Origin of the sequence: Cnuibacter physcomitrellae (assembly GCF_014640535.1) — a bacterium.
Taxonomy (GTDB): Bacteria; Actinomycetota; Actinomycetes; order Actinomycetales; family Microbacteriaceae; genus Cnuibacter; species Cnuibacter physcomitrellae.
Map to the genome: position 1 here is coordinate 336,562 of NZ_BMHD01000002.1, position 17,611 is coordinate 354,172.

Genomic DNA, 17,611 nt, shown 5'->3' on the forward strand with positions numbered 1-17,611 from the left:
CGACAGTCTAGGGCGACACCTCCGCCGACCGCGGGCGTGTGACGACGAGCAGCGCGGTCGCCAGAGCGGCGAGGCCCTCGCCCCGACCGGCGAAGCCCAGCCCGTCGGTCGTGGTCGCGGCGATGCTCACGGGAGCGCCCAGCAGGGTGCCGAGCCGCTCCTCGGCCTCCTGTCGGCGCGGAGCGAACCGCGGCCGGTTGCCGATGATCTGCACGCTCGCGTTGCCCACGGCGAAGCCCGCCTCGGTCACGAGCCTCAGCGTCTCGGTGAGGAAGACCTCTCCGTGCGCACCGGCGAAGCGCGGATCGGCCGTGCCGAACGTGCTCCCGAGGTCTCCGAGACCGGCCGCGGAGAGCAGCGCGTCGCACAGCGCGTGCACGGCGACGTCGCCGTCGCTGTGCCCGGCGAGCCCGCGCTCGCCCGGCCACTCGAGGCCGGCCAGCCAGAGCGCGGTGTCGTCGCCTGCGAAGGCGTGCGTGTCGAAGCCCTGGCCGATCCTGGGCACCGCGATCGCGGGCCCGGAGACGTGCTCGACGGCACGGCGGAGGTCGTCGGGCGTCGTGATCTTGAACGACAAGGGATCCCCTTCGACGGTGAGGATGGGATGACCCGCGTCGAACACCACGCCGGCGTCGTCGGTGGCATCGACCTGCGCCGCGCGGTACGCGGCCACGAGGGTCTCGCGGGGGAAGCCCTGGGGCGTCTGCACCGCGCGCAGACGGGCACGATCGACCGTGCCGGTCACGAGCTCGCCGTCGTCGACGCTCTTCACGGTGTCGACGACGGGCATCACCGGGATCACTCCCCCGCCGCTCGCCCGCACCGCCTCGATGACGCTGTCGAACACCGCCGCCGGAGTGAAGGCTCGGGCCGCGTCGTGGACGAGGACGACATCGACCGTCTCGGACACGAGGTCGAGGCCGCGGACGACCGACTCGTGTCTCGTGGCCCCGCCGACGACGACGTGTCGGCCGGCGAGACGGTCGTGGCGCGCGAGGATCTCGGACGCTTCGCCCTCGTGCCCTGCCGGCACGACGGCGACGACCTCCGCCGGCTCACGGAGCCGGCCCACGGGGTCGAGCGCCCGATCGAGGACGGTGCGCCCGCCGACGTCGACGAAGGCCTTCGCGCGCGACTGGCCGAGCCTGGAGCCCGATCCTGCGGCGACGACGATGACGGCAACCCTCGCAGACACGCGAGAGCCCGCTGCCGTCAGGAGGCGAGCACCTCGTCGAGCACGAGCGACGCCTTCTCCTCGTCGGTCTTCTCGGCGAGGGCGAGCTCGGAGATGAGGATCTGGCGAGCCTTGGCGAGCATGCGCTTCTCGCCCGCCGAGAGGCCACGATCCTGGTCGCGGCGCCACAGGTCGCGGACGACCTCGCTCACCTTGATGACGTCGCCGGAGGCGAGCTTCTCGAGGTTGGCCTTGTACCGGCGGGACCAGTTGGTGGGCTCCTCCGTGAACGGAGCGCGCAGCACCTCGAACACCTTGTCGAGGCCCTCCTTGCCGATGACGTCGCGCACGCCGACCAGGTCGACGTTGTCTGCCGGGACCTCGATCGTCAGGTCGCCCTGCGTGACGCGCAGCTTGAGGTAGATCTTCTCCTCGCCCTTGATCACTCGGGTCTTCACCTCGGAGATGGTGGCAGCTCCGTGGTGGGGGTAGACGACGGTTTCACCGACTTCGAAAAGCATGTAGGACGTCCTTCCAGCGGCGTCTAGTCTACCACAGCGGCCCCCAGGTAAGGGTCACCTAACAAGCTGGTCGGCACCCGGACGGTATGCTGAACGCACAGCGCCCTCACCCTGAAGGAGTCCTTGTGCGAAGCCGGTTCGCGTCCATCGCCGTGGTCGCCACGCTCGTCACCTTCGGCACCGCCGGATGCGCGTTCATCACGCCGCAGGCGACCGTCTACGAGGTCGAGACGTCCGATGGGGTGAACGCCAACGTCGGCGACATCTCCATCCGCAACGCCACCCTCATCAGCGACGACGAGGGGGAGCTGGCGAGCATGCTGGTCTCCTTCGTGAGCACCTCGCAGTCCGACGAGCTGCTGACCGTGCAGTACGAGGACGCGGCGACCGGGGAGCGCGTCTCGCAGAAGGTGTCGGTGGCCGGCAACCAGGCCATCTCGAGCTACGGCGGCAAGGGCGGCGACCAGATCCTCCTCGAGAACGTCTCCAAGCCCGGATCGCTGTTCCCCGTCTTCTTCCAGTACGGCAGCGAGGAGGGCCAGCAGGTCCTCGTGCCCGTGCTGAACGACTCCCTGCCGGAGTACTCGGGCCTGGCTCCGACCCCGAGCCCGACGCCGACCCCTCGCCCGACGGCTCCCGCCACGACGGTGCCCACCCCCGTTCCGACGAACCCCGACACCGACTCGAACTCGGGCGAGAGCGACTCGGGCGACTCGGCCGGCACCGAGGGCGGCTCGAGCTCCGGCAAGTGACGCTCGGCCCACGCTGACGACGAAGGCCCCGCATCCGAGTGATGCGGGGCCTTCGTCGTTCCCAGCTCGGACGTCGGTCCTCAGGCCTCGAAGCGGTAGCCCAATCCGCGCACGGTGACGAGCAGCTCCGGCTCCGACGGCGTCTTCTCGATCTTCGAGCGGATGCGCTTGATGTGCACGTCCAGGGTCTTGGTGTCGCCGAAGTAATCCGAGCCCCAGACCCGGTCGATGAGCTGCCCCCTGGTGAGCACGCGGCCGGCGTTGCGCAGCAGCAGCTCCAGGAGCTCGAACTCCTTCAGGGGCATGGCCACCTCGGTGCCGTTGACCGCGACGGTGTGGCGCTCCACGTCCATCGAGACCGGGCCCGCCGTGAGCAGCTGCTCCCCCTCGTCCTGCGCGTCGACCTGACGACGCAGCACGGCGCGGATGCGCGCGAGCAGCTCGCGGGTCGAGTAGGGCTTCGTCACGTAGTCGTCGGCGCCGAGCTCGAGGCCCACGACGATGTCGATCTCGGAGTCCTTCGCCGTCAGCATGATGATCGGCACCGACGACCTCGTGCGGATCTCCCGGCAGACCTCCGTGCCGGAGATGCCCGGGATCATCAGGTCGAGCAGGATGATGTCGACACCGCCGCGGTCGAACTCGCTGAGCGCGCTGGGACCGTCGGGTGCCACGGTGACCCCGTAGCCCTCCCGCCGCAGCAGATAGCTCAGCGGCTCGCTGAGGGCCGCCTCGTCCTCGACGAGAAGGATGTGCGTCATGCTTTGTCTCCTTGCGCTGCCGAGGCGTCGGTGTCCGCCTCGGGAAGTCTGATGGTGAAGGTCGAGCCCTTGCCGGGCTGGGACCAGGCCCGGATGTCGCCGCCGTGGTTCTGCACCACGTGCTTGACGATGCTCAGCCCGAGCCCGGTGCCGCCGGTGTTGCGGGACCGCGCCTGATCGACACGGAAGAAGCGCTCGAACACCCGCGGGAGATCGTCCTCGCCGATGCCGATCCCCTGGTCGGTGACGGCGATCTCGGCGACCCCCGCCTCGAGCCTCACCCCGATGCCGATGCGGCTGCCGTCGGGCGAGTACTGCACGGCGTTGGCGATCAGGTTGTGCACCGCGAGGGTGAGCAGGGCCTCGTCGCCGCGCACCGTGACCTTCTTCTTGCCGCCCACGGCGAGCTCCATCCCCCTCGCGTTCGCCGCCACGTGGTTCTGGTCGACCGCGGAGGAGATGACGTGGTCGAGCCGGACGTCCTCGGCGGTCGCGAGCGTGTCGACCGCCTGGAGCCGGGACAGCTCGATGATCTCGAGGGTGAGCCGAGACAGGCGGCCCGCCTCGCTCTCCATGCGCTCGGCGAAGCGCCGCACCTGGTCGGGGTCGTCCGCCGCCATCTCGAGCGCCTCCGACAGCAGGGTGATGGCCCCGATCGGCGTCTTGAGCTCGTGGCTGATGTTCGCGATGAAGTCGCGGCGCACCTCCTCGAGCCGGTGCGCCTCGGTACGGTCGTCGGCGAGCACGAGGATGAACCGCGTGCCGAGACGGGCGACCCTGACGTGCATCCAGATCTGGGCCTCGCTGAACGGCCCGCGCGCCAGCGCGAGGTCGTCGGTGATCGGCTCGCCCTCTTTGACGACCTGCACGAGGTGCGCCGCGATCTCCTCGTGGACGAGGCGGCCCTGGCGGATCAGGCCGTACTGGTCGGCCTTCGGCGTCGCCATGAGCACGTTGCCGGAGGGGTCGAGCACGATGCCGGCCGACTCGATCGCGTCGAGCGCCTGCTCCACCCCGTCGGGCACGGCCGCTGAGGTGATCGACGCCGCGAGCTCGCCCTTGCGTCTGGCCCACTCGACCACGAGCACGAAGCCCGAGCCGACCACGAGCCCCAATACCAAGGACGACAGCACCAACCAGCCTGTCTCCATGACGATTACACTAATTCGTCTGGCGAGGGCGCTTCCGCGCCTTTGCCTCGCCGGAGCCGTCCATTCGAAGAGTGTTCACCATAACCACACCCTTCGTTCACATGGCGTGGCGAGGATTGCCTGGCCGGCGCCCTGTGCGGCGCCTTCACCGTGCGCGCTGGGCGTGCGGTCGGACAGAAAGGTCCACACGCATGCGTGAGGTATTCCAGCAGGAGCTCCGAGAGGTCCAGGAGCGCCTGATCGAGATCTCGAAGCTCGTCGAGGTGGCCATCCAGAAGGCCACGAAGGCGTTCAACGACTCCGATGTCAGCATGGCGGAGTCGGTCATCGCCGACGACGCCAAGATCGACGCGCTCGCCGCCGGGCTCGACGAGCTCGCCATCGGCATCCTGGCGCTCCAGCAGCCGGTCGCCCGCGATCTGCGTGTCGTCGTGACCGCCCTCCGGGTCAGCGCCTCCCTCGAGCGCATGGGCGACATCGCGGAGCACATCGCGCAGCTCGCCCGCTACCGCTACCCCGACAAGGTCGTGAAGAAGGTCCTCCGGGCCACGTTCGCCGAGATGGGCGAGCTCGACGTCACCGTGGCGGCGAAGCTCACCGAGCTGCTCGCCACCGAGAACCTCGAGATCCTCGAGCAGATGCGCGACATCGACGACCGCATCGACGAGCTGCACGTGTCGGTCTTCGACGCCGTGCTCGGCGCCGCGTGGCAGGGCGAGGCCGTCGACACGGTCGACGTGACCCTGGCGAGCCGCTACCACGAGCGCTTCGCCGACCACGCGATCTCCATCGCGAAGAAGGTGCAGTACCTCGTCAACGGCGACTGGCCCGCACCCGGCGAGGGCTGACCGCTCCCCCGCCTCGAACAGCGAGAAGGCGCCCTTCCGGATCGACCGGGAGGGCGCCTTCTCGCTGTTCGGCGGGGTCTGCCGCGAGCGGACCCTACTTCGAGCCGGAGCCCTGCGCCGCGACGGCGGCGGCGCCGGCGGCGGCCGCCTCGGGGTCGAGGTACTCCCCGGGGGCGATGGGCGAGAAGGACTCGTCGAGCCGGTACACCAGCGGGATGCCGGTCGGGATGTTGAGCTCGGCGATGTCGTCGTCGGAGATGCCGTCGAGGTGCTTCACCAGGGCGCGGAGCGAGTTGCCGTGGGCGGTGACGAGGACCGTGCGGCCTGCCGCGAGGTCGCCGGTGATGTCGGAGTGCCAGTACGGCAGCATGCGCTCGATGACGTCCTTCAGGCACTCGGTGCGGGGCAGGTCGTCGCCGAGGTCGGCGTAGCGCGGGTCGCCGAACTGCGACCACTGGTCGTCGTCGGCGATGGGGGGCGGCGGCACGTCGAAGGAGCGGCGCCACACCTTGAACTGCTCGGGGCCGTACTCCTCGAGCGTCTGCGCCTTGTCCTTGCCCTGGAGCGCGCCGTAGTGGCGCTCGTTGAGCCTCCAGGAGCGCTTGACGTCGATCCACAGGCGGTCGGCCTCCGCGAGCGCGAGGTCCGCGGTCTGGATGGCCCTGGTGAGCCGGGACGTGTACAGCACGTCGGGCAGGAGGCCCGACTCGGCCAGCAGCTGACCGGCGCGCTTGGCCTCCCCGACGCCCTGCTCGCTGAGTCGCACGTCGACCCAGCCGGTGAACAGGTTCTTCTGGTTCCACTCGCTGTTGCCGTGGCGCAGGAGGATGAGGGTGTACGGCTCAGTAGGCATGCTCCAATCCTACGGTTCGGGGCGTGCTTGGATGGGGTCATGCCGATCGGCGAGATCACCCGGGGGACGACCGGCACGAACCGGCTGCGACGGGTCGACCGGTGGATCGCGCAGCTCGACGTCCTGCGCCGGACCGACGATCCGCTCGTGGTCGACCTCGGCTACGGCGCGAGCGGAGTCACCGCATTCGAGCTCCACGCCCGTCTGGCCCGCGTGCGGCAGGACGTGTCCGTGCTCGGGCTCGAGATCTCCCCCGAGCGTGTGGCCCGTGCCACGTCCCAGCTCGCCGACGTCCGCGACGGACGCAGCACCTTCGCCCGCGACGCGGCGGTGTCGTTCGCCGTGGGCGGGTTCGAGGTGCCGACGCCGGAGGGCCGGCGGCCCGCGGTGATCCGCGCCTTCAACGTGCTCCGTCAGTACGCCGAGGCGGACGTCGCCCCGGCGTGGGAGCGGATGACGTCGAGGCTGCAGCCGGAGGGCGTGCTCGTGGAGGGCACCTGCAACGAGGTCGGGAGGGTGTGCAGCTGGGTCTCCGTGACAGCGGACGGCCCTCGAACCTTCTCGCTGTCGCTGCGGCTGACGGATCTCGATCGACCCTCGGTCGTGGCCGAGCGGCTCCCCAAGGCGCTCATTCACCGCAACGTCCCGGGAGAGCGGATCCACGAGCTCCTCGTCGACCTCGACAGCGCCTGGCAGCACAACGCCGCCCTCGGCACCTACGGCCCCGTGCAGCGGTGGATCGCGAGCGCCGACGCGCTGCGAGCCGCCGGGTGGCCCGTGCTCAGCACGCGGCGACGCCTGCGTCTCGGCGAGCTCACCGTACCGTGGGAGGCGGTCGCACCCCGCTGACCGGGTGGGGCGGGCTCAGCGCCGGCGGCGCCCCAGCTTCGGAAGCGGGATCCGGCCCACGGCGGCACCGGCTTCCGGCGGGACGATGGTCTGCTGCACCGCAGCCACCTCGCCCTCGCCGGTGCGCACCACCAGGGGTGCGTCGACCGGGGTCGACCGGCGGAGCACCGCGAGCGCGATGGGTCCCCACTCGAAGTGCGTCGCGACGCTCGTGATGCGACCCACGGCGTCCGCGTCGGGCTCGGGAGGAGCCACCTCGTCGCCGGGTGCGGGGAGCACCGCATCGGCCCCGTCGAGGTGCAGCATGACGAGCCGGCGCGGCGGGTGGCCGAGGTTGTGGACCTTCGCCACGGTCTCCTGACCCCGGTAGCAGCCCTTGTCGAGGTGGACGGCCGACCGCATCCAGTCGAGCTCGTGCGGGATGGTGCGCTCGTCGACCTCGGTGGACCACCGGGGGCGCCAGGCGGCGACCCGCAGCGCCTCCGTCGCGAGGACGCCGGAGGCGTCGAGCCGACCGTCGGCGACCGCGGCCGCCAGCTCCGGCAGCCGCTCGCGCGCCACGAGGGTCTCCCGCCACGTCCAGGTCGCCGCCGGATGCTCGTCGGCCTGGGCGTACTGCACCCCTCCGGCGACGAGCTCCGACCACGGGTCGCGCCAGCTCAGGAGCAGGTCGCCCGTCGTCTCCGCGACGGCGGCGAGCTCGGCCGGGAGGTCGCCGTCCTGCGTCATCGACCCGATCGTCGCGAGGTCGGACGAGCGGTCGGACACCTCGACCCGCAGCATGAACCGCATCCGGTCGAGCCAGGCGGCGAGAGGCGCCGTCTCCGCGGTCTCGACCAGGAGCCACGCGGTGGCACCGTCGTCGATCAGCCGGATCGCGTGCTCGACGTGCCCCTGCGCATCCAGCAGCAGCGTCTCGGCGGACTCGCCGGGGGCCAGATCGCGGATGCTCTGGCTGGTCATCGAGTCGAGCCAGCTGAGCCGGTCGGGACCGGTCACCGACACGACCCCCCGGGTCGACAGGTCGACGATCGCACCCCGGTCGCTCGACAGACGGCGCTGCTCGATCAGCGGGTTGCCGTAGTGGGCCGGGACGCCCTCGTCGGCACCCTCGGAGCGCACCGCGCCGGGGAGGCCGAGGAACGGCGAGGTCACGTCAGTCGACCTTGGCCAGCCGGGCGGAGGCGTGCGTGCGGATGCTCTGCCCGAGGGCGGCGATGTCCCACGCCCAGAGCAGATGCCCCTCGACGAGCCCGTACATCCGCGTCGCGGCGGAGTACTCCTTCGCGGTCGCCGAGCGCAGCACGGCGTCGGTGGCGAGATCGATGCGCGGACCGGCGACGCGGCCCAGGTAGAGCTCGCTCACGCCCGTGGGATGGATGATCGAGGCCTCGACCTCGAAGTCGCCGCCCGACGTGCGGAGCGCCTCGACCGACTGCGCGGTCGTGAAGGGCCGGGCCCCGACCCCGGGGAGCATGCCCGGACCGGGGTCACCCTCCAGGGCGGTCCGGCTCAGCCGCCAGTAGCCCGACTCCGCCGTGAGGGGGGTCGTCTCGAGCGAGGCGGCGGCCTCGGAGGTGTCGCCCTCGGCGTCGCCGGCGTCGTCCGCCTTCGGCTGCGTGGGCAGCAGCCAGGCGAACGAGCTGTAGTTGAGGTAGGGGAGGCCGTCGTGGCTGAAGCTCACGCGCTGGCCGAACTCGTGGGTGACGTGCTCCTCACCGACGACGTAGTCGATGACTCCGGTGCCCTCCCAGACGCCGATGAGCCACGACAGCGGCACCAGCTCGGCGGGCAGCCCTGTGGGGATCTCGATCACGTGACGATCCCCTCGCGTCAGCGCTGGCCGCGGAAGAGCTTGTAGACGACCGTGCCGGAGACCCAGGCGATCGCGAGGCTCGCGAGTCCGAGGAGACCGACGAACAGGAGTTCGAGAGCGACGTACATGCCTCGATCCTATCCGCTGCGCCCCGGGGTCAGGCCGCGGGAAGGAGGAGGGCGATCGCGGTGGCCAGCAGGAGGAGCACCACCGCTCCCCCGACGCTCGCCGAGACGCGGTCGACGAACCCGCGCCGGACGGGGATGAGCAGCTGGACGGCGAACGTCACGACCAGCACCGCACCCAGGACGATCGGCATGAAGACGAGGTGATCCGCGCGCGGGACGAACACCAGGACGGCCGCTGCGCCGAGGAGCGTGACGGCCCACACGGGGAGGGCGCTCCTCAGCAGCAGATTCACGCTCCCATTCTGCCCGATAGGATGGGCGACAGTCTCATCGGGAGGATCGTTCGTGGCGCAGCTGTTGATCCTGACCTCGACGGTCGATCGCGAGGTGCTCCCCGCACTGTCGCTGCTCAGCCACCGCACGAGGCAGATCCCCGCCGAGCCGTCGCAGCTGGTCAACACGCCCAACTGCGACCTCATCTTCGTCGACGCCCGGCACGATCTCGCCAGCGCGCGGTCGCTGTGCAAGATCCTCAGCTCGACCGGCGTCGGCGTCCCCGTCGTGCTCGTGCTCACCGAGGGCGGGCTGACCGCGGTCAGCGCCGAGTGGGGTGCGTCCGACGTCGTGCTCGAGTCGGCCGGGCCCGCCGAGGTCGACACGCGCATCCGGCTCTCGATCGGCCGCCAGGTGCAGGACCAGTCGACGTCGAAGATCCAGGCCTCGGGCGTCGTCATCGACGAGGCGAGCTACTCCGCCCGCGTGCACGGCCGCCCGCTCGACCTCACCTTCAAGGAGTTCGAGCTGCTGCGCTTCTTCGCGATGCACCCCTCGCGCGTCTTCACGCGGGAGCAGCTGCTCAGCGAGGTGTGGGGCTACGACTACTTCGGCGGCACGCGCACGGTCGACGTCCACGTCCGGCGCCTCCGCGCGAAGCTCGGCGACCTCGAGTCGCTCATCGGCACCGTCCGCAACGTCGGCTACCGCTTCAACTTCTTCGAGGACGACGATGAGCGGCCGGCTCAGCCTCTCGCTCAGTGACCCCGCCCAGGGCGGCGAGGCTCTCGAGCACCTCGTCTCCCGGGCGCTCCTCGTCGACGGGCAGCCGCCGTTCAACGACCAGGCGCTCGTCGAGGTGATGACGGGCGAGCGGAGTCTGCTGCTCGCCGAGTCCGACGGCACCACCATCGGCGCGGCCGTCCTCTCGGCCGACGAGCTCGAGCTCGTCGTCGACCCCGAGTGGCGCCAGGAGGGGTTCGGCGCGCGTCTGGTCGAGCTGGTGCTGCAGAGCCGCCCCACCTCGACCCTGCTGGCGTGGGCGCACGGCGATCACCCGGCCGCCCGGCACCTCGCCGCCCGCTACCGCTTCGAGCCCGTCCGCACGCTCTACCAGCTCCGCCGGGAGCTCTCCGAGCCCGGCACCGGGGTCCCCGCCCCGGACGGCTACCGACTCACCGCGTTCGACCCTGCGGCCGACCTGACCGACTGGGTCGAGCTCAACGCCGTCGTCTTCAGGTCGCACCCGGAGCAGGGGCGCATCACCGCCGACGACGTCCGCGCCCGGATGCGCGAGGACTGGTTCGACGCCGGCGACTTCCTCCTCCTGCGGCAGGGCGACGACCTCGCCGGCTACATCTGGCTGAAGATCGAGCCCGGCGACGACGTCGGCGAGGTGTACGTGGTGGGCGTCTCCCCCGACCAGGCCGGGCGGGGGCTCGGACGCTTCCTCACGCGCGCCGGGCTGGCCCGGCTCGCCGAGCGGGGCATGCGGCACGCGGCCCTCTACGTCGACGGTGACAACACCGCGGCGATGGCCCTCTACCGCTCCCTCGGATTCACCGACCACACGGTCGACGTGCAGTACCGGCGCGACGCTCCGCGCGCATCCTGATCCGCCCGCGAACCGGGCCTCGGCGGGCCGCCGTCGGATGACATGATGGAGCCATGGACGACGACCAGATCTCGCTCGACGCCGGGATCGTGACCGACTTCGACGACGACTACGACGAGCTCGCCCTGGCCTCCGACGGCTCGCCGCTCCCCGATCAGCGCTACCTCGACCGGGAGCTGAGCTGGCTGGCGTTCAACCAGCGTGTGCTCGAGCTCGCCGAGGACCCGTCCGTCCCCGTCCTCGAACGCGCCAACTTCCTGGCCATCTTCGCCAGCAACCTCGACGAGTTCTTCATGGTGCGTGTGGCGGGCCTGAAGCGCCGGATCGCCACGGGGCTCGCCGTGCCCACCAACAACGGGCGCCGCCCGTCCGACGTGCTCGAGGACATCTCGATCACCGCCCACCGTCTGCAGGAGCGCCACGCCAGGGCCTACCAGGACCTCGTCAAGCCCGCCCTCGACGACGCGGGCGTGCACATCGTCGACTGGGCCTCCCTCGACGACGACGACCGCGCCCGCCTCCGCGACGTGTTCAGCCAGCAGATCTTCCCCGTGCTGATGCCGCTCGCGGTCGACCCGGCGCATCCGTTCCCCTACATCTCCGGACTCTCGCTCAACCTCTCCGTCCGGGTGCGCAACGCCAAGACCGGCAGGGAGGAGTTCGCCCGCGTCAAGGTGCCGCCGGTGCTCGGCCGCTTCATCCGCGTCGATCCCGCGGAGTCGGTGGGCGACGTGCGGTTCCTCCCGTTGGAGGACCTCATCGCGAACCACCTCGGCGACCTCTTCGCCGGCATGGAGGTCATCGAGCACCACGTGTTCCGCGTCACCCGCAACGAGGACGTCGAGGTCGAGGAGGACGAGACCGAGAACCTCATCCAGGCCCTCGAGAAGGAGCTCCTCCGGCGCCGCTTCGGGCCGCCCATCCGCCTCGAGATCACCGACGACATGGATGCGGTCACGCTCGACCTCATCGTGCGCGAGCTCGACATCACCGAGCAGGAGGTCTACCGCCTCCCTGCTCCCCTCGACCTCGGCGGACTCTTCGACCTCACCCGCATCGAGCGCCCGGACCTGAAGTACCCGAAGCACGTCCCGACCACGGCGGTGCAGCTGCTTCCCCCGGAGCCGAACACCAAGGCCGACGTCTTCAAGGCCATCTCCCGCGGTGACGTGCTCGTCCACCACCCGTACGAGTCGTTCGCGACCAGCGTGCAGGCGTTCCTGGAGCAGGCCGCCGCGGATCCCGACGTGCTGGCGATCAAGCAGACCCTCTACCGCACCTCCGGCGACAGCCCCATCGTGGAGGCGCTCATCGACGCGGCCGAGGCGGGCAAGCAGGTGCTCGCCCTCGTCGAGATCAAGGCGCGGTTCGACGAGCAGGCCAACATCACCTGGGCGCGCAAGCTCGAGAAGGCGGGCGTGCACGTCGTGTACGGCCTGGTCGGCCTCAAGACGCACTGCAAGCTCGCGCTCGTCGTGCGGCAGGAGAAGGGGCGCCTGCGCCACTACAGCCACATCGGCACGGGCAACTACAACCCGAAGACCTCGCGCATCTACGAGGACCTCGGTCTCCTCACCGCGGACGACCAGGTGGGCAAGGACCTCACCCGGCTGTTCAACGAGCTCTCCGGCTACGCGATCGAGAAGAAGTTCCGCCGCCTGCTGGTCGCGCCGCTCCACCTGCGCAAGGGGCTGCTCAAGCTGATCGCCAAGGAGGAGGCGAACGCCCTCGCCGGCAAGCCCTCCGGCATCCGGATCAAGGTCAACTCGATCGTCGACGAGGCCATCATCGACGGCCTGTACCGGGCGAGCCAGGCCGGCGTGCCCATCGACATCTGGGTCCGCGGCATCTGCGGCCTGAAGCCCGGACAGCCGGGCCTGTCCGAGACGATCCGGGTGCGCTCGATCCTCGGCCGCTACCTCGAGCACTCGCGCGTCTTCTCGTTCGTGAACGACGGCGATCCGCAGGTCTACATCGGCAGCGCCGACATGATGCACCGCAACCTCGACCGCCGTGTCGAGGCCCTCGTCCGCCTGGTCGACCCCGCGCACCTGCGCGAGATCGAGGGACTGTTCCAGCTCGCGATGAGCGATGGCACCGCCTCCTGGTCGCTCGACGCCGACGGGACGTGGACGCGGCGCGATCACGACGCCGACGGCGCCCCGCTCGTCGACATGCAGGACGAGCTGATGATCCAGATCAGCCGCCGCAAGCGACCGGGCACCACGCGGTGACGGTCTACGCCGCCGGGGCGGTGTGCTGGCGGATGGTCGACGGCGAGCTCATGGTCCTCGTCGTCCACCGCACGACCCACCGCGACGTCTCGCTGCCCAAGGGCAAGGTCGACCCGGGCGAGACCCTCCCGGTCACCGCGGTGCGCGAGGTCGCGGAGGAGACCGGGTTGGCGGTCCACCTCGGGGTGCCGCTCGGCGTGACGAACTACACCATGCCCAACGGCCGCGAGAAGGTCGTGCACTACTGGGCGGCCGAGGTCACCGACACCCAGGTGAAGGCGTCGCGCTTCAAGCCGAACGCCGAGATCGCGGGGCTCGAGTGGCTGCCCGTCGACAAGGCCATCGGCGCGCTGACCTACGACCGGGACGGCGAGATCGTCGCCCGGCTCCGGATGCTGGCCGAGCAGGGCGTGACGCGCACCTTCGCGATCATCGCGCTGCGCCACGCCAAGGCGGTCCCGGCGTGGGAGTTCTCCGGACCCGACGCCGACCGTCCGCTCACCGAGCGCGGACGGGGCGAGGCGAAGCGCATCGTCCCGACCCTCAGCACCTACGCGCCCAAGCGGCTGGTGAGCAGCACCGCGCGCCGGTGCAGGCAGACGATCGCCCCCGTCGCGAAGGCGCTCTCCCTCGAGGTGCGACTGACCGACGCCATCGCCCAGGACGCCTACGAGGACGGCTCCTCGGACGTGCGGGGCGAGATCGAGAAGCGGCTGCGCAAGAAGCGCACCGCCGTGCTGTGCAGTCACGGCCCCGTCCTGCCCGAGATCGTGCGCGAGATCGCCCTGGCCACCGGCACCGAGCGGGCCGCGACGGTGTCGCGCTCCGGCGACCTCCCGGTCGGCGGCTTCAGCGTGGTGCACCTGTCCGCCGATCAGCCCGGCGCGGGCATCATCACCATCGAGTCCCACTCGCCCCAGGACTGACCCTCCGATCGGAGATCTCCGTTTACCTGCCGTTCACCCGGAGGCAGGAGCCTGGTCAATGACCGGACCTAGTGTTCCAGACGGGTCAGCACCGACCCGAACCGTGCGCGCCCGTGGCCGCTGTTCCGGTGGACGCGAGCGGATACCCATCTCGAAAGGGAACACAGTGAAGTTCAAGAACGTCGCCGCCATGGGGGCCCTCGCCCTCGTCTCGGCTGTCGCCCTCAGCGCGTGCGCGTCCGACTCGTCCGGGACGCCGTCGACCTCGTCCGCCACCGCGACCACCCCCGCCGTCGACTACAGCTCGCTGTCCGGCACCATCACCGCCGGCGGCTCGAGCGCGCAGGCGAACGCCCAGGCCGCCTGGACGACCGCGTTCACCGCCCAGGCCAAGGGTGTCACCATCAACTACGACAAGTCGCAGGGCTCCGGCGGTGGCGTCACCAACTGGCTCGCCGGCTCGTACGACTTCGCGGGCTCCGACTCGCCCCTGAACGCCGACCAGACCACCCAGGCGCAGACGCTGTGCGGCCCCGACGGCGCCATCAACATCCCCGTCTACCTCGACGGCGTGGCGATCATCTACAACCTCCCCGGCACGACCGACCTGAAGCTCTCCTCGGCGACCCTGGCCAAGATCTTCGCGCTGCAGATCACCGACTGGAGCGACCCCGCGATCGCTGCCGACAACGGCGGCAAGGCCCTCCCGGCCGGCCCGATCACCACCGTGACCCGCTCCGACGGCTCGGGCACCACGACGACCTTCACGAACTACCTGTCGGCCGTGCAGCCCAGCATCTGGACCAACAAGCCCGGCAACAAGTGGCCGATCGAGGGCACCTCGGCCCAGCAGGGCGGTTCCGGCGTCGTGAACACCGTCAAGGCGGGCACCGGCACCATCGGCTACGCCGACCACTCCGCCATCGGCGACCTCTCGGCTGCGGCCATCCAGGTCGGCGACAGCAAGGACTTCTCCGAGTTCTCGGCCGACGGCGTGACCAACGCGTTCGCCGCGGGAGCGACCCCCGTCACCGGCGGCGCCAAGGGCGACCTCGCGCAGAAGATCGACTACACGAAGATCACCGGCGCGGATTCCTACCCGATCCCGCTGGTCTCGTACGACATCCTCTGCACCACCTTCAAGGACGCCACGCAGGCGGAGCTGACGAAGGCCTACATCGGCTTCATCACCTCCGACGCCGGCCAGAAGGTCGCCGCGAAGAACGCGGGCTCCGCTCCGCTGCCGGCCGACCTCCTCAGCCAGATCGCGACCAGCCTCGAGCTCGTCAAGTAGGTCCAGCACCACATCCCACCGGCGTCCGCTCGCCTAGAGCGACCCCCTCGAGAAAGAGAACCGTGAGCGAGAAGACAGCTGTCCGGAGCCTTCCGAATGGTGTCGCATCCAGCGAGCGGACGTCGTCCGGTGGATCCTCGCGTGGATCCGGATCCTCAGGGTCCGGATCCACGCGGGTCAAGGCGCGTCCCGCCGACCGCATCTTCAAGGGCCTGTCGACCGCATCCGCGGCCTCGATCATGGTCATCCTGGCGGGCGTGGCGATCTTCCTGATCGTGCAGGCGGTGCCCGCCATCTCCGCCGACTGGCAGAACAACCCCGACCTCAACTCGGGTCCGACCGGCGGATACGGCGACTTCTGGTCGTACGTCGGCCCGCTGATCTGGGGAACCATCTGGGCGTCGTTCCTCGCCCTCATCATGGGTGCGCCGGTCGCGATCGGCATCGCCCTCTTCATCTCGCACTACGCCCCTCGCCGCGTCGCCGGCGTGCTGGGCTACCTGGTCGACCTGCTCGCCGCCGTGCCGTCGATCGTGTTCGGCCTCTGGGGCATCATCGTGATCCGCCCCTTCCTGCTCCCGCTGTCGGACTGGCTCAACACCTACCTCGGCTGGATCCCGCTCTTCGGTGGCCAGGTGTCCACCACCGGATCGACCATCTTCGCCGGGGCGATCGTCCTCGCCGTCATGATCCTGCCGATCATCACCTCGATCTCGCGCGAGATCTTCCTGCAGACCCCTCGTCTCCACGAGGAGGCGGCGCTCGCCCTGGGCGCCACCAAGTGGGAGATGATCCGACTCGCGGTCTTCCCCTACGCCCGCTCCGGCATCGTCAGCGCCACGCTGCTCGGCCTCGGCCGTGCGCTCGGCGAGACGATGGCCATCGCGCTCATCATCTCCCCCGCGATCCTGGTGTCGGTGCGGATGCTCACCGAGGGTGAGAACTCGCAGACCATCGCCGCCAACATCGCCCTCAACTTCCCGATCGCGACCACGCTCCAGCGTGAGGCCCTCATCGCGACCGGTCTCCTGCTCTTCGTCATCTCGCTCGCGGTCAACATGATCGCCCGCTGGATCACCGCACGGTCGGCTCCCGGCACGGTCAGCAAGAGGAAGAAGCGGCGGATCACGCAGCTCCCTCCGTCGGACTCGGCCACGGTGCTGGCCGCCGACGCCGCGAAGGGCCCCGTGGCCCACCGCGACGCCGATGCCGCCGCCGAGGACGAGGTGATCGGCGACTCGGACGAGGTCGACATCGAACGCGATCGCAACCCGGAAGGACGCGACCAGTGACCGCCATCAGCCCGCGGCGCCCCAGCGGCCCGATCACGAACACCCTGACGACGGGCCAGCTGCCCCGCTTCGTCGAGTGGTACACGCTCGCCGGCGCAGCTGCCGTGAGCGCCGTCATCCAGCTGCTGGCCGGGTTCAGCATCACCGGATGGCTCGTCCTCACCGCCGTGCTCTACCTCGTCGCCCTCGCCATCCTCTCGAGCGTGGTCGAGAACCGCCGCAAGGCGCTGGACCGCGTGGTGCGCGGGCTCGTCACCGTCGCGTTCCTCCTGGCGCTCATCCCCCTCGTCTCGACGGTCCTCACCGTGGTCACGAACGGCATCGGCGTCATCAACTGGGACTTCATCACGCAGACCACGGGGTCGGTCTTCGATCCGGACACGCTGGAGGTGACCACGCAGGTCGGCGCCCTCCAGGCGATCGTCGGCACGCTGATCATCACCGGCATCGCCGCTCTCATGTCGATCCCGATCGGCATCCTCACCGCGATCTACCTCGTCGAGTACGCCCAGCCGAAGCACTGGATGGCGCGGACCGTCACCTTCCTCGTCGACGTCATGACGGGCATCCCGTCGATCGTGGCCGGCCTGTTCGCGTTCTCGCTGTTCTCGCTCATCGTCGGCCCGAAGGCCTTCTCCGGGTTCTCCGCCTCCGTCGCCCTCTCCGTCCTGATGATCCCGATCGTCGTGCGCTCCTGCGAGGAGATGCTGCGCCTGGTGTCGAACGAGCTCCGCGAGGCGTCCTACGCGCTCGGCGTCTCGAAGTTCCTCACCATCGTGAAGGTCGTCCTCCCCACCGCGATCGCGGGCATCATCACCGGTGTCATGCTCTCGATCGCCCGCGTCATCGGCGAGACCGCGCCGATCTTCATGGCGGCGAGCTTCACCGACAACTTCAACGCGAACCCGTTCGAGGGCCCGATGCAGACGCTCCCCGTCATGGCGTACGTCGGCTACAAGTTCCCCAGCCAGGACATCGACGCCTCCAACGCCTCGGCGTGGGGAGCCGCCCTGCTCCTGGTGATCCTCGTGATCATCCTCAACCTCATCGCCCGCATCGTCGCGAAGGTCTTCGCGCCCAAGGGCGCCCGCTAGCACCCGATCGCATACAGAGAGAGCACACTG

General features: G+C 70.1%; 18 protein-coding genes. 10 read left to right on the plus strand and 8 right to left on the minus strand.

Going from position 1 to position 17,611, the window contains the following annotated elements; genetic code table 11:
• Positions 1-7: 7 nt before the first annotated feature.
• Complete coding sequence (ispD, locus tag IEX69_RS18465) at positions 8-1,216, minus strand: 2-C-methyl-D-erythritol 4-phosphate cytidylyltransferase (protein ID WP_373284505.1); 1,209 nt, start codon at positions 1,214-1,216, stop codon at positions 8-10.
• Entirely contained in the window at positions 1,213-1,695 is a 483-nt protein-coding gene (locus IEX69_RS18470) for a CarD family transcriptional regulator (RefSeq protein ID WP_085018851.1), read from the minus strand. The genes ispD and IEX69_RS18470 overlap by 4 nt, the downstream gene beginning before the upstream one ends.
• A gap of 125 nt (positions 1,696-1,820) precedes the next feature.
• On the opposite strand from IEX69_RS18470, the gene IEX69_RS18475 reads away from it, so the two are divergent.
• On the plus strand, positions 1,821-2,447 hold the full coding sequence (locus IEX69_RS18475) for a hypothetical protein (protein WP_085018850.1): 627 nt from the start codon (positions 1,821-1,823) through the stop codon (positions 2,445-2,447).
• An 80-nt stretch (positions 2,448-2,527) separates the two neighbouring features.
• On the opposite strand, the gene IEX69_RS18480 is transcribed toward IEX69_RS18475, so the two are convergent.
• Complete coding sequence (locus IEX69_RS18480) at positions 2,528-3,208, minus strand: winged helix-turn-helix domain-containing protein (protein ID WP_085018849.1); 681 nt, start codon at positions 3,206-3,208, stop codon at positions 2,528-2,530.
• The gene (locus IEX69_RS18485) at positions 3,205-4,359 is read right to left on the minus strand and encodes a sensor histidine kinase (protein ID WP_085018848.1); all 1,155 of its coding nucleotides are present in this window, start codon (positions 4,357-4,359) and stop codon (positions 3,205-3,207) included. The genes IEX69_RS18480 and IEX69_RS18485 overlap by 4 nt, the downstream gene beginning before the upstream one ends.
• Before the next feature lie 191 nt (positions 4,360-4,550).
• Between IEX69_RS18485 and phoU the strand changes: the two genes are divergently transcribed.
• The gene (gene phoU, locus IEX69_RS18490; RefSeq protein ID WP_085018847.1) at positions 4,551-5,207 is read left to right on the plus strand and encodes a phosphate signaling complex protein PhoU; all 657 of its coding nucleotides are present in this window, start codon (positions 4,551-4,553) and stop codon (positions 5,205-5,207) included.
• Positions 5,208-5,301: 94 nt separating this feature from the next.
• Here phoU and IEX69_RS18495 read toward each other — a convergent pair whose 3' ends face one another.
• Complete coding sequence (locus tag IEX69_RS18495) at positions 5,302-6,060, minus strand: phosphoglyceromutase (RefSeq protein WP_085018846.1); 759 nt, start codon at positions 6,058-6,060, stop codon at positions 5,302-5,304.
• 39 nt (positions 6,061-6,099) lie between these two features.
• Between IEX69_RS18495 and IEX69_RS18500 the strand changes: the two genes are divergently transcribed.
• Complete coding sequence (locus IEX69_RS18500; protein ID WP_085018845.1) at positions 6,100-6,909, plus strand: class I SAM-dependent methyltransferase; 810 nt, start codon at positions 6,100-6,102, stop codon at positions 6,907-6,909.
• A 15-nt stretch (positions 6,910-6,924) separates the two neighbouring features.
• Here the strand turns inward: IEX69_RS18500 and ygfZ are convergent, their stop codons facing one another.
• From ygfZ to IEX69_RS18515, 3 genes are all read right to left on the minus strand, one after another.
• Positions 6,925-8,064: a CAF17-like 4Fe-4S cluster assembly/insertion protein YgfZ gene (ygfZ, locus tag IEX69_RS18505; protein WP_085018844.1), complete on the minus strand. Its 1,140-nt coding sequence runs from the start codon at positions 8,062-8,064 to the stop codon at positions 6,925-6,927.
• A 1-nt stretch (position 8,065) separates the two neighbouring features.
• A complete protein-coding gene (locus IEX69_RS18510) occupies positions 8,066-8,725 on the minus strand; it encodes a nitrobindin family protein (protein WP_085018843.1) in 660 nt (219 codons plus the stop codon).
• Between the two features lie 157 nt (positions 8,726-8,882).
• Entirely contained in the window at positions 8,883-9,146 is a 264-nt protein-coding gene (locus tag IEX69_RS18515) for a hypothetical protein (protein WP_157127103.1), read from the minus strand.
• Positions 9,147-9,198: 52 nt separating this feature from the next.
• On the opposite strand from IEX69_RS18515, the gene IEX69_RS18520 reads away from it, so the two are divergent.
• From IEX69_RS18520 to pstA, 7 genes are all read left to right on the plus strand, one after another.
• Complete coding sequence (locus tag IEX69_RS18520; protein ID WP_085018841.1) at positions 9,199-9,891, plus strand: winged helix-turn-helix domain-containing protein; 693 nt, start codon at positions 9,199-9,201, stop codon at positions 9,889-9,891.
• Positions 9,860-10,741, plus strand: a complete 882-nt coding sequence (gene mshD / locus IEX69_RS18525) for a mycothiol synthase (RefSeq protein WP_085018840.1) — start codon at positions 9,860-9,862, stop codon at positions 10,739-10,741. The genes IEX69_RS18520 and mshD overlap by 32 nt, the downstream gene beginning before the upstream one ends.
• Positions 10,742-10,794: 53 nt before the next feature.
• A complete protein-coding gene (locus tag IEX69_RS18530; RefSeq protein WP_085018839.1) occupies positions 10,795-12,975 on the plus strand; it encodes an RNA degradosome polyphosphate kinase in 2,181 nt (726 codons plus the stop codon).
• Positions 12,972-13,901, plus strand: a complete 930-nt coding sequence (locus tag IEX69_RS18535) for an NUDIX hydrolase (protein WP_229756457.1) — start codon at positions 12,972-12,974, stop codon at positions 13,899-13,901. The genes IEX69_RS18530 and IEX69_RS18535 overlap by 4 nt, the downstream gene beginning before the upstream one ends.
• Positions 13,902-14,067: 166 nt before the next feature.
• Positions 14,068-15,195, plus strand: coding sequence for a phosphate ABC transporter substrate-binding protein PstS (locus tag IEX69_RS18540; RefSeq protein WP_085018838.1), 1,128 nt, complete (start codon positions 14,068-14,070; stop codon positions 15,193-15,195).
• A gap of 200 nt (positions 15,196-15,395) precedes the next feature.
• Entirely contained in the window at positions 15,396-16,487 is a 1,092-nt protein-coding gene (gene pstC / locus IEX69_RS18545) for a phosphate ABC transporter permease subunit PstC (RefSeq protein ID WP_229756467.1), read from the plus strand.
• Complete coding sequence (gene pstA / locus IEX69_RS18550; RefSeq protein WP_085018837.1) at positions 16,484-17,581, plus strand: phosphate ABC transporter permease PstA; 1,098 nt, start codon at positions 16,484-16,486, stop codon at positions 17,579-17,581. Before pstC ends, pstA begins: the two co-directional genes overlap by 4 nt.
• The last annotated feature ends 30 nt before the right edge of the window (positions 17,582-17,611 follow it).

Coding starts and splice junctions, on each gene's coding strand:
- phoU (WP_085018847.1), top strand. CDS start 4,551: ATGCGTGAGGTATTCCAGCAGGAGCTCCGAGAGGTCCAGGAGCGCCTG.
- IEX69_RS18485 (WP_085018848.1), bottom strand. CDS start 4,359: ATGGAGACAGGCTGGTTGGTGCTGTCGTCCTTGGTATTGGGGCTCGTG.
- IEX69_RS18470 (WP_085018851.1), bottom strand. CDS start 1,695: ATGCTTTTCGAAGTCGGTGAAACCGTCGTCTACCCCCACCACGGAGCT.
- IEX69_RS18500 (WP_085018845.1), top strand. CDS start 6,100: ATGCCGATCGGCGAGATCACCCGGGGGACGACCGGCACGAACCGGCTG.
- mshD (WP_085018840.1), top strand. CDS start 9,860: ATGAGCGGCCGGCTCAGCCTCTCGCTCAGTGACCCCGCCCAGGGCGGC.
- IEX69_RS18495 (WP_085018846.1), bottom strand. CDS start 6,060: ATGCCTACTGAGCCGTACACCCTCATCCTCCTGCGCCACGGCAACAGC.
- IEX69_RS18530 (WP_085018839.1), top strand. CDS start 10,795: ATGGACGACGACCAGATCTCGCTCGACGCCGGGATCGTGACCGACTTC.
- IEX69_RS18480 (WP_085018849.1), bottom strand. CDS start 3,208: ATGACGCACATCCTTCTCGTCGAGGACGAGGCGGCCCTCAGCGAGCCG.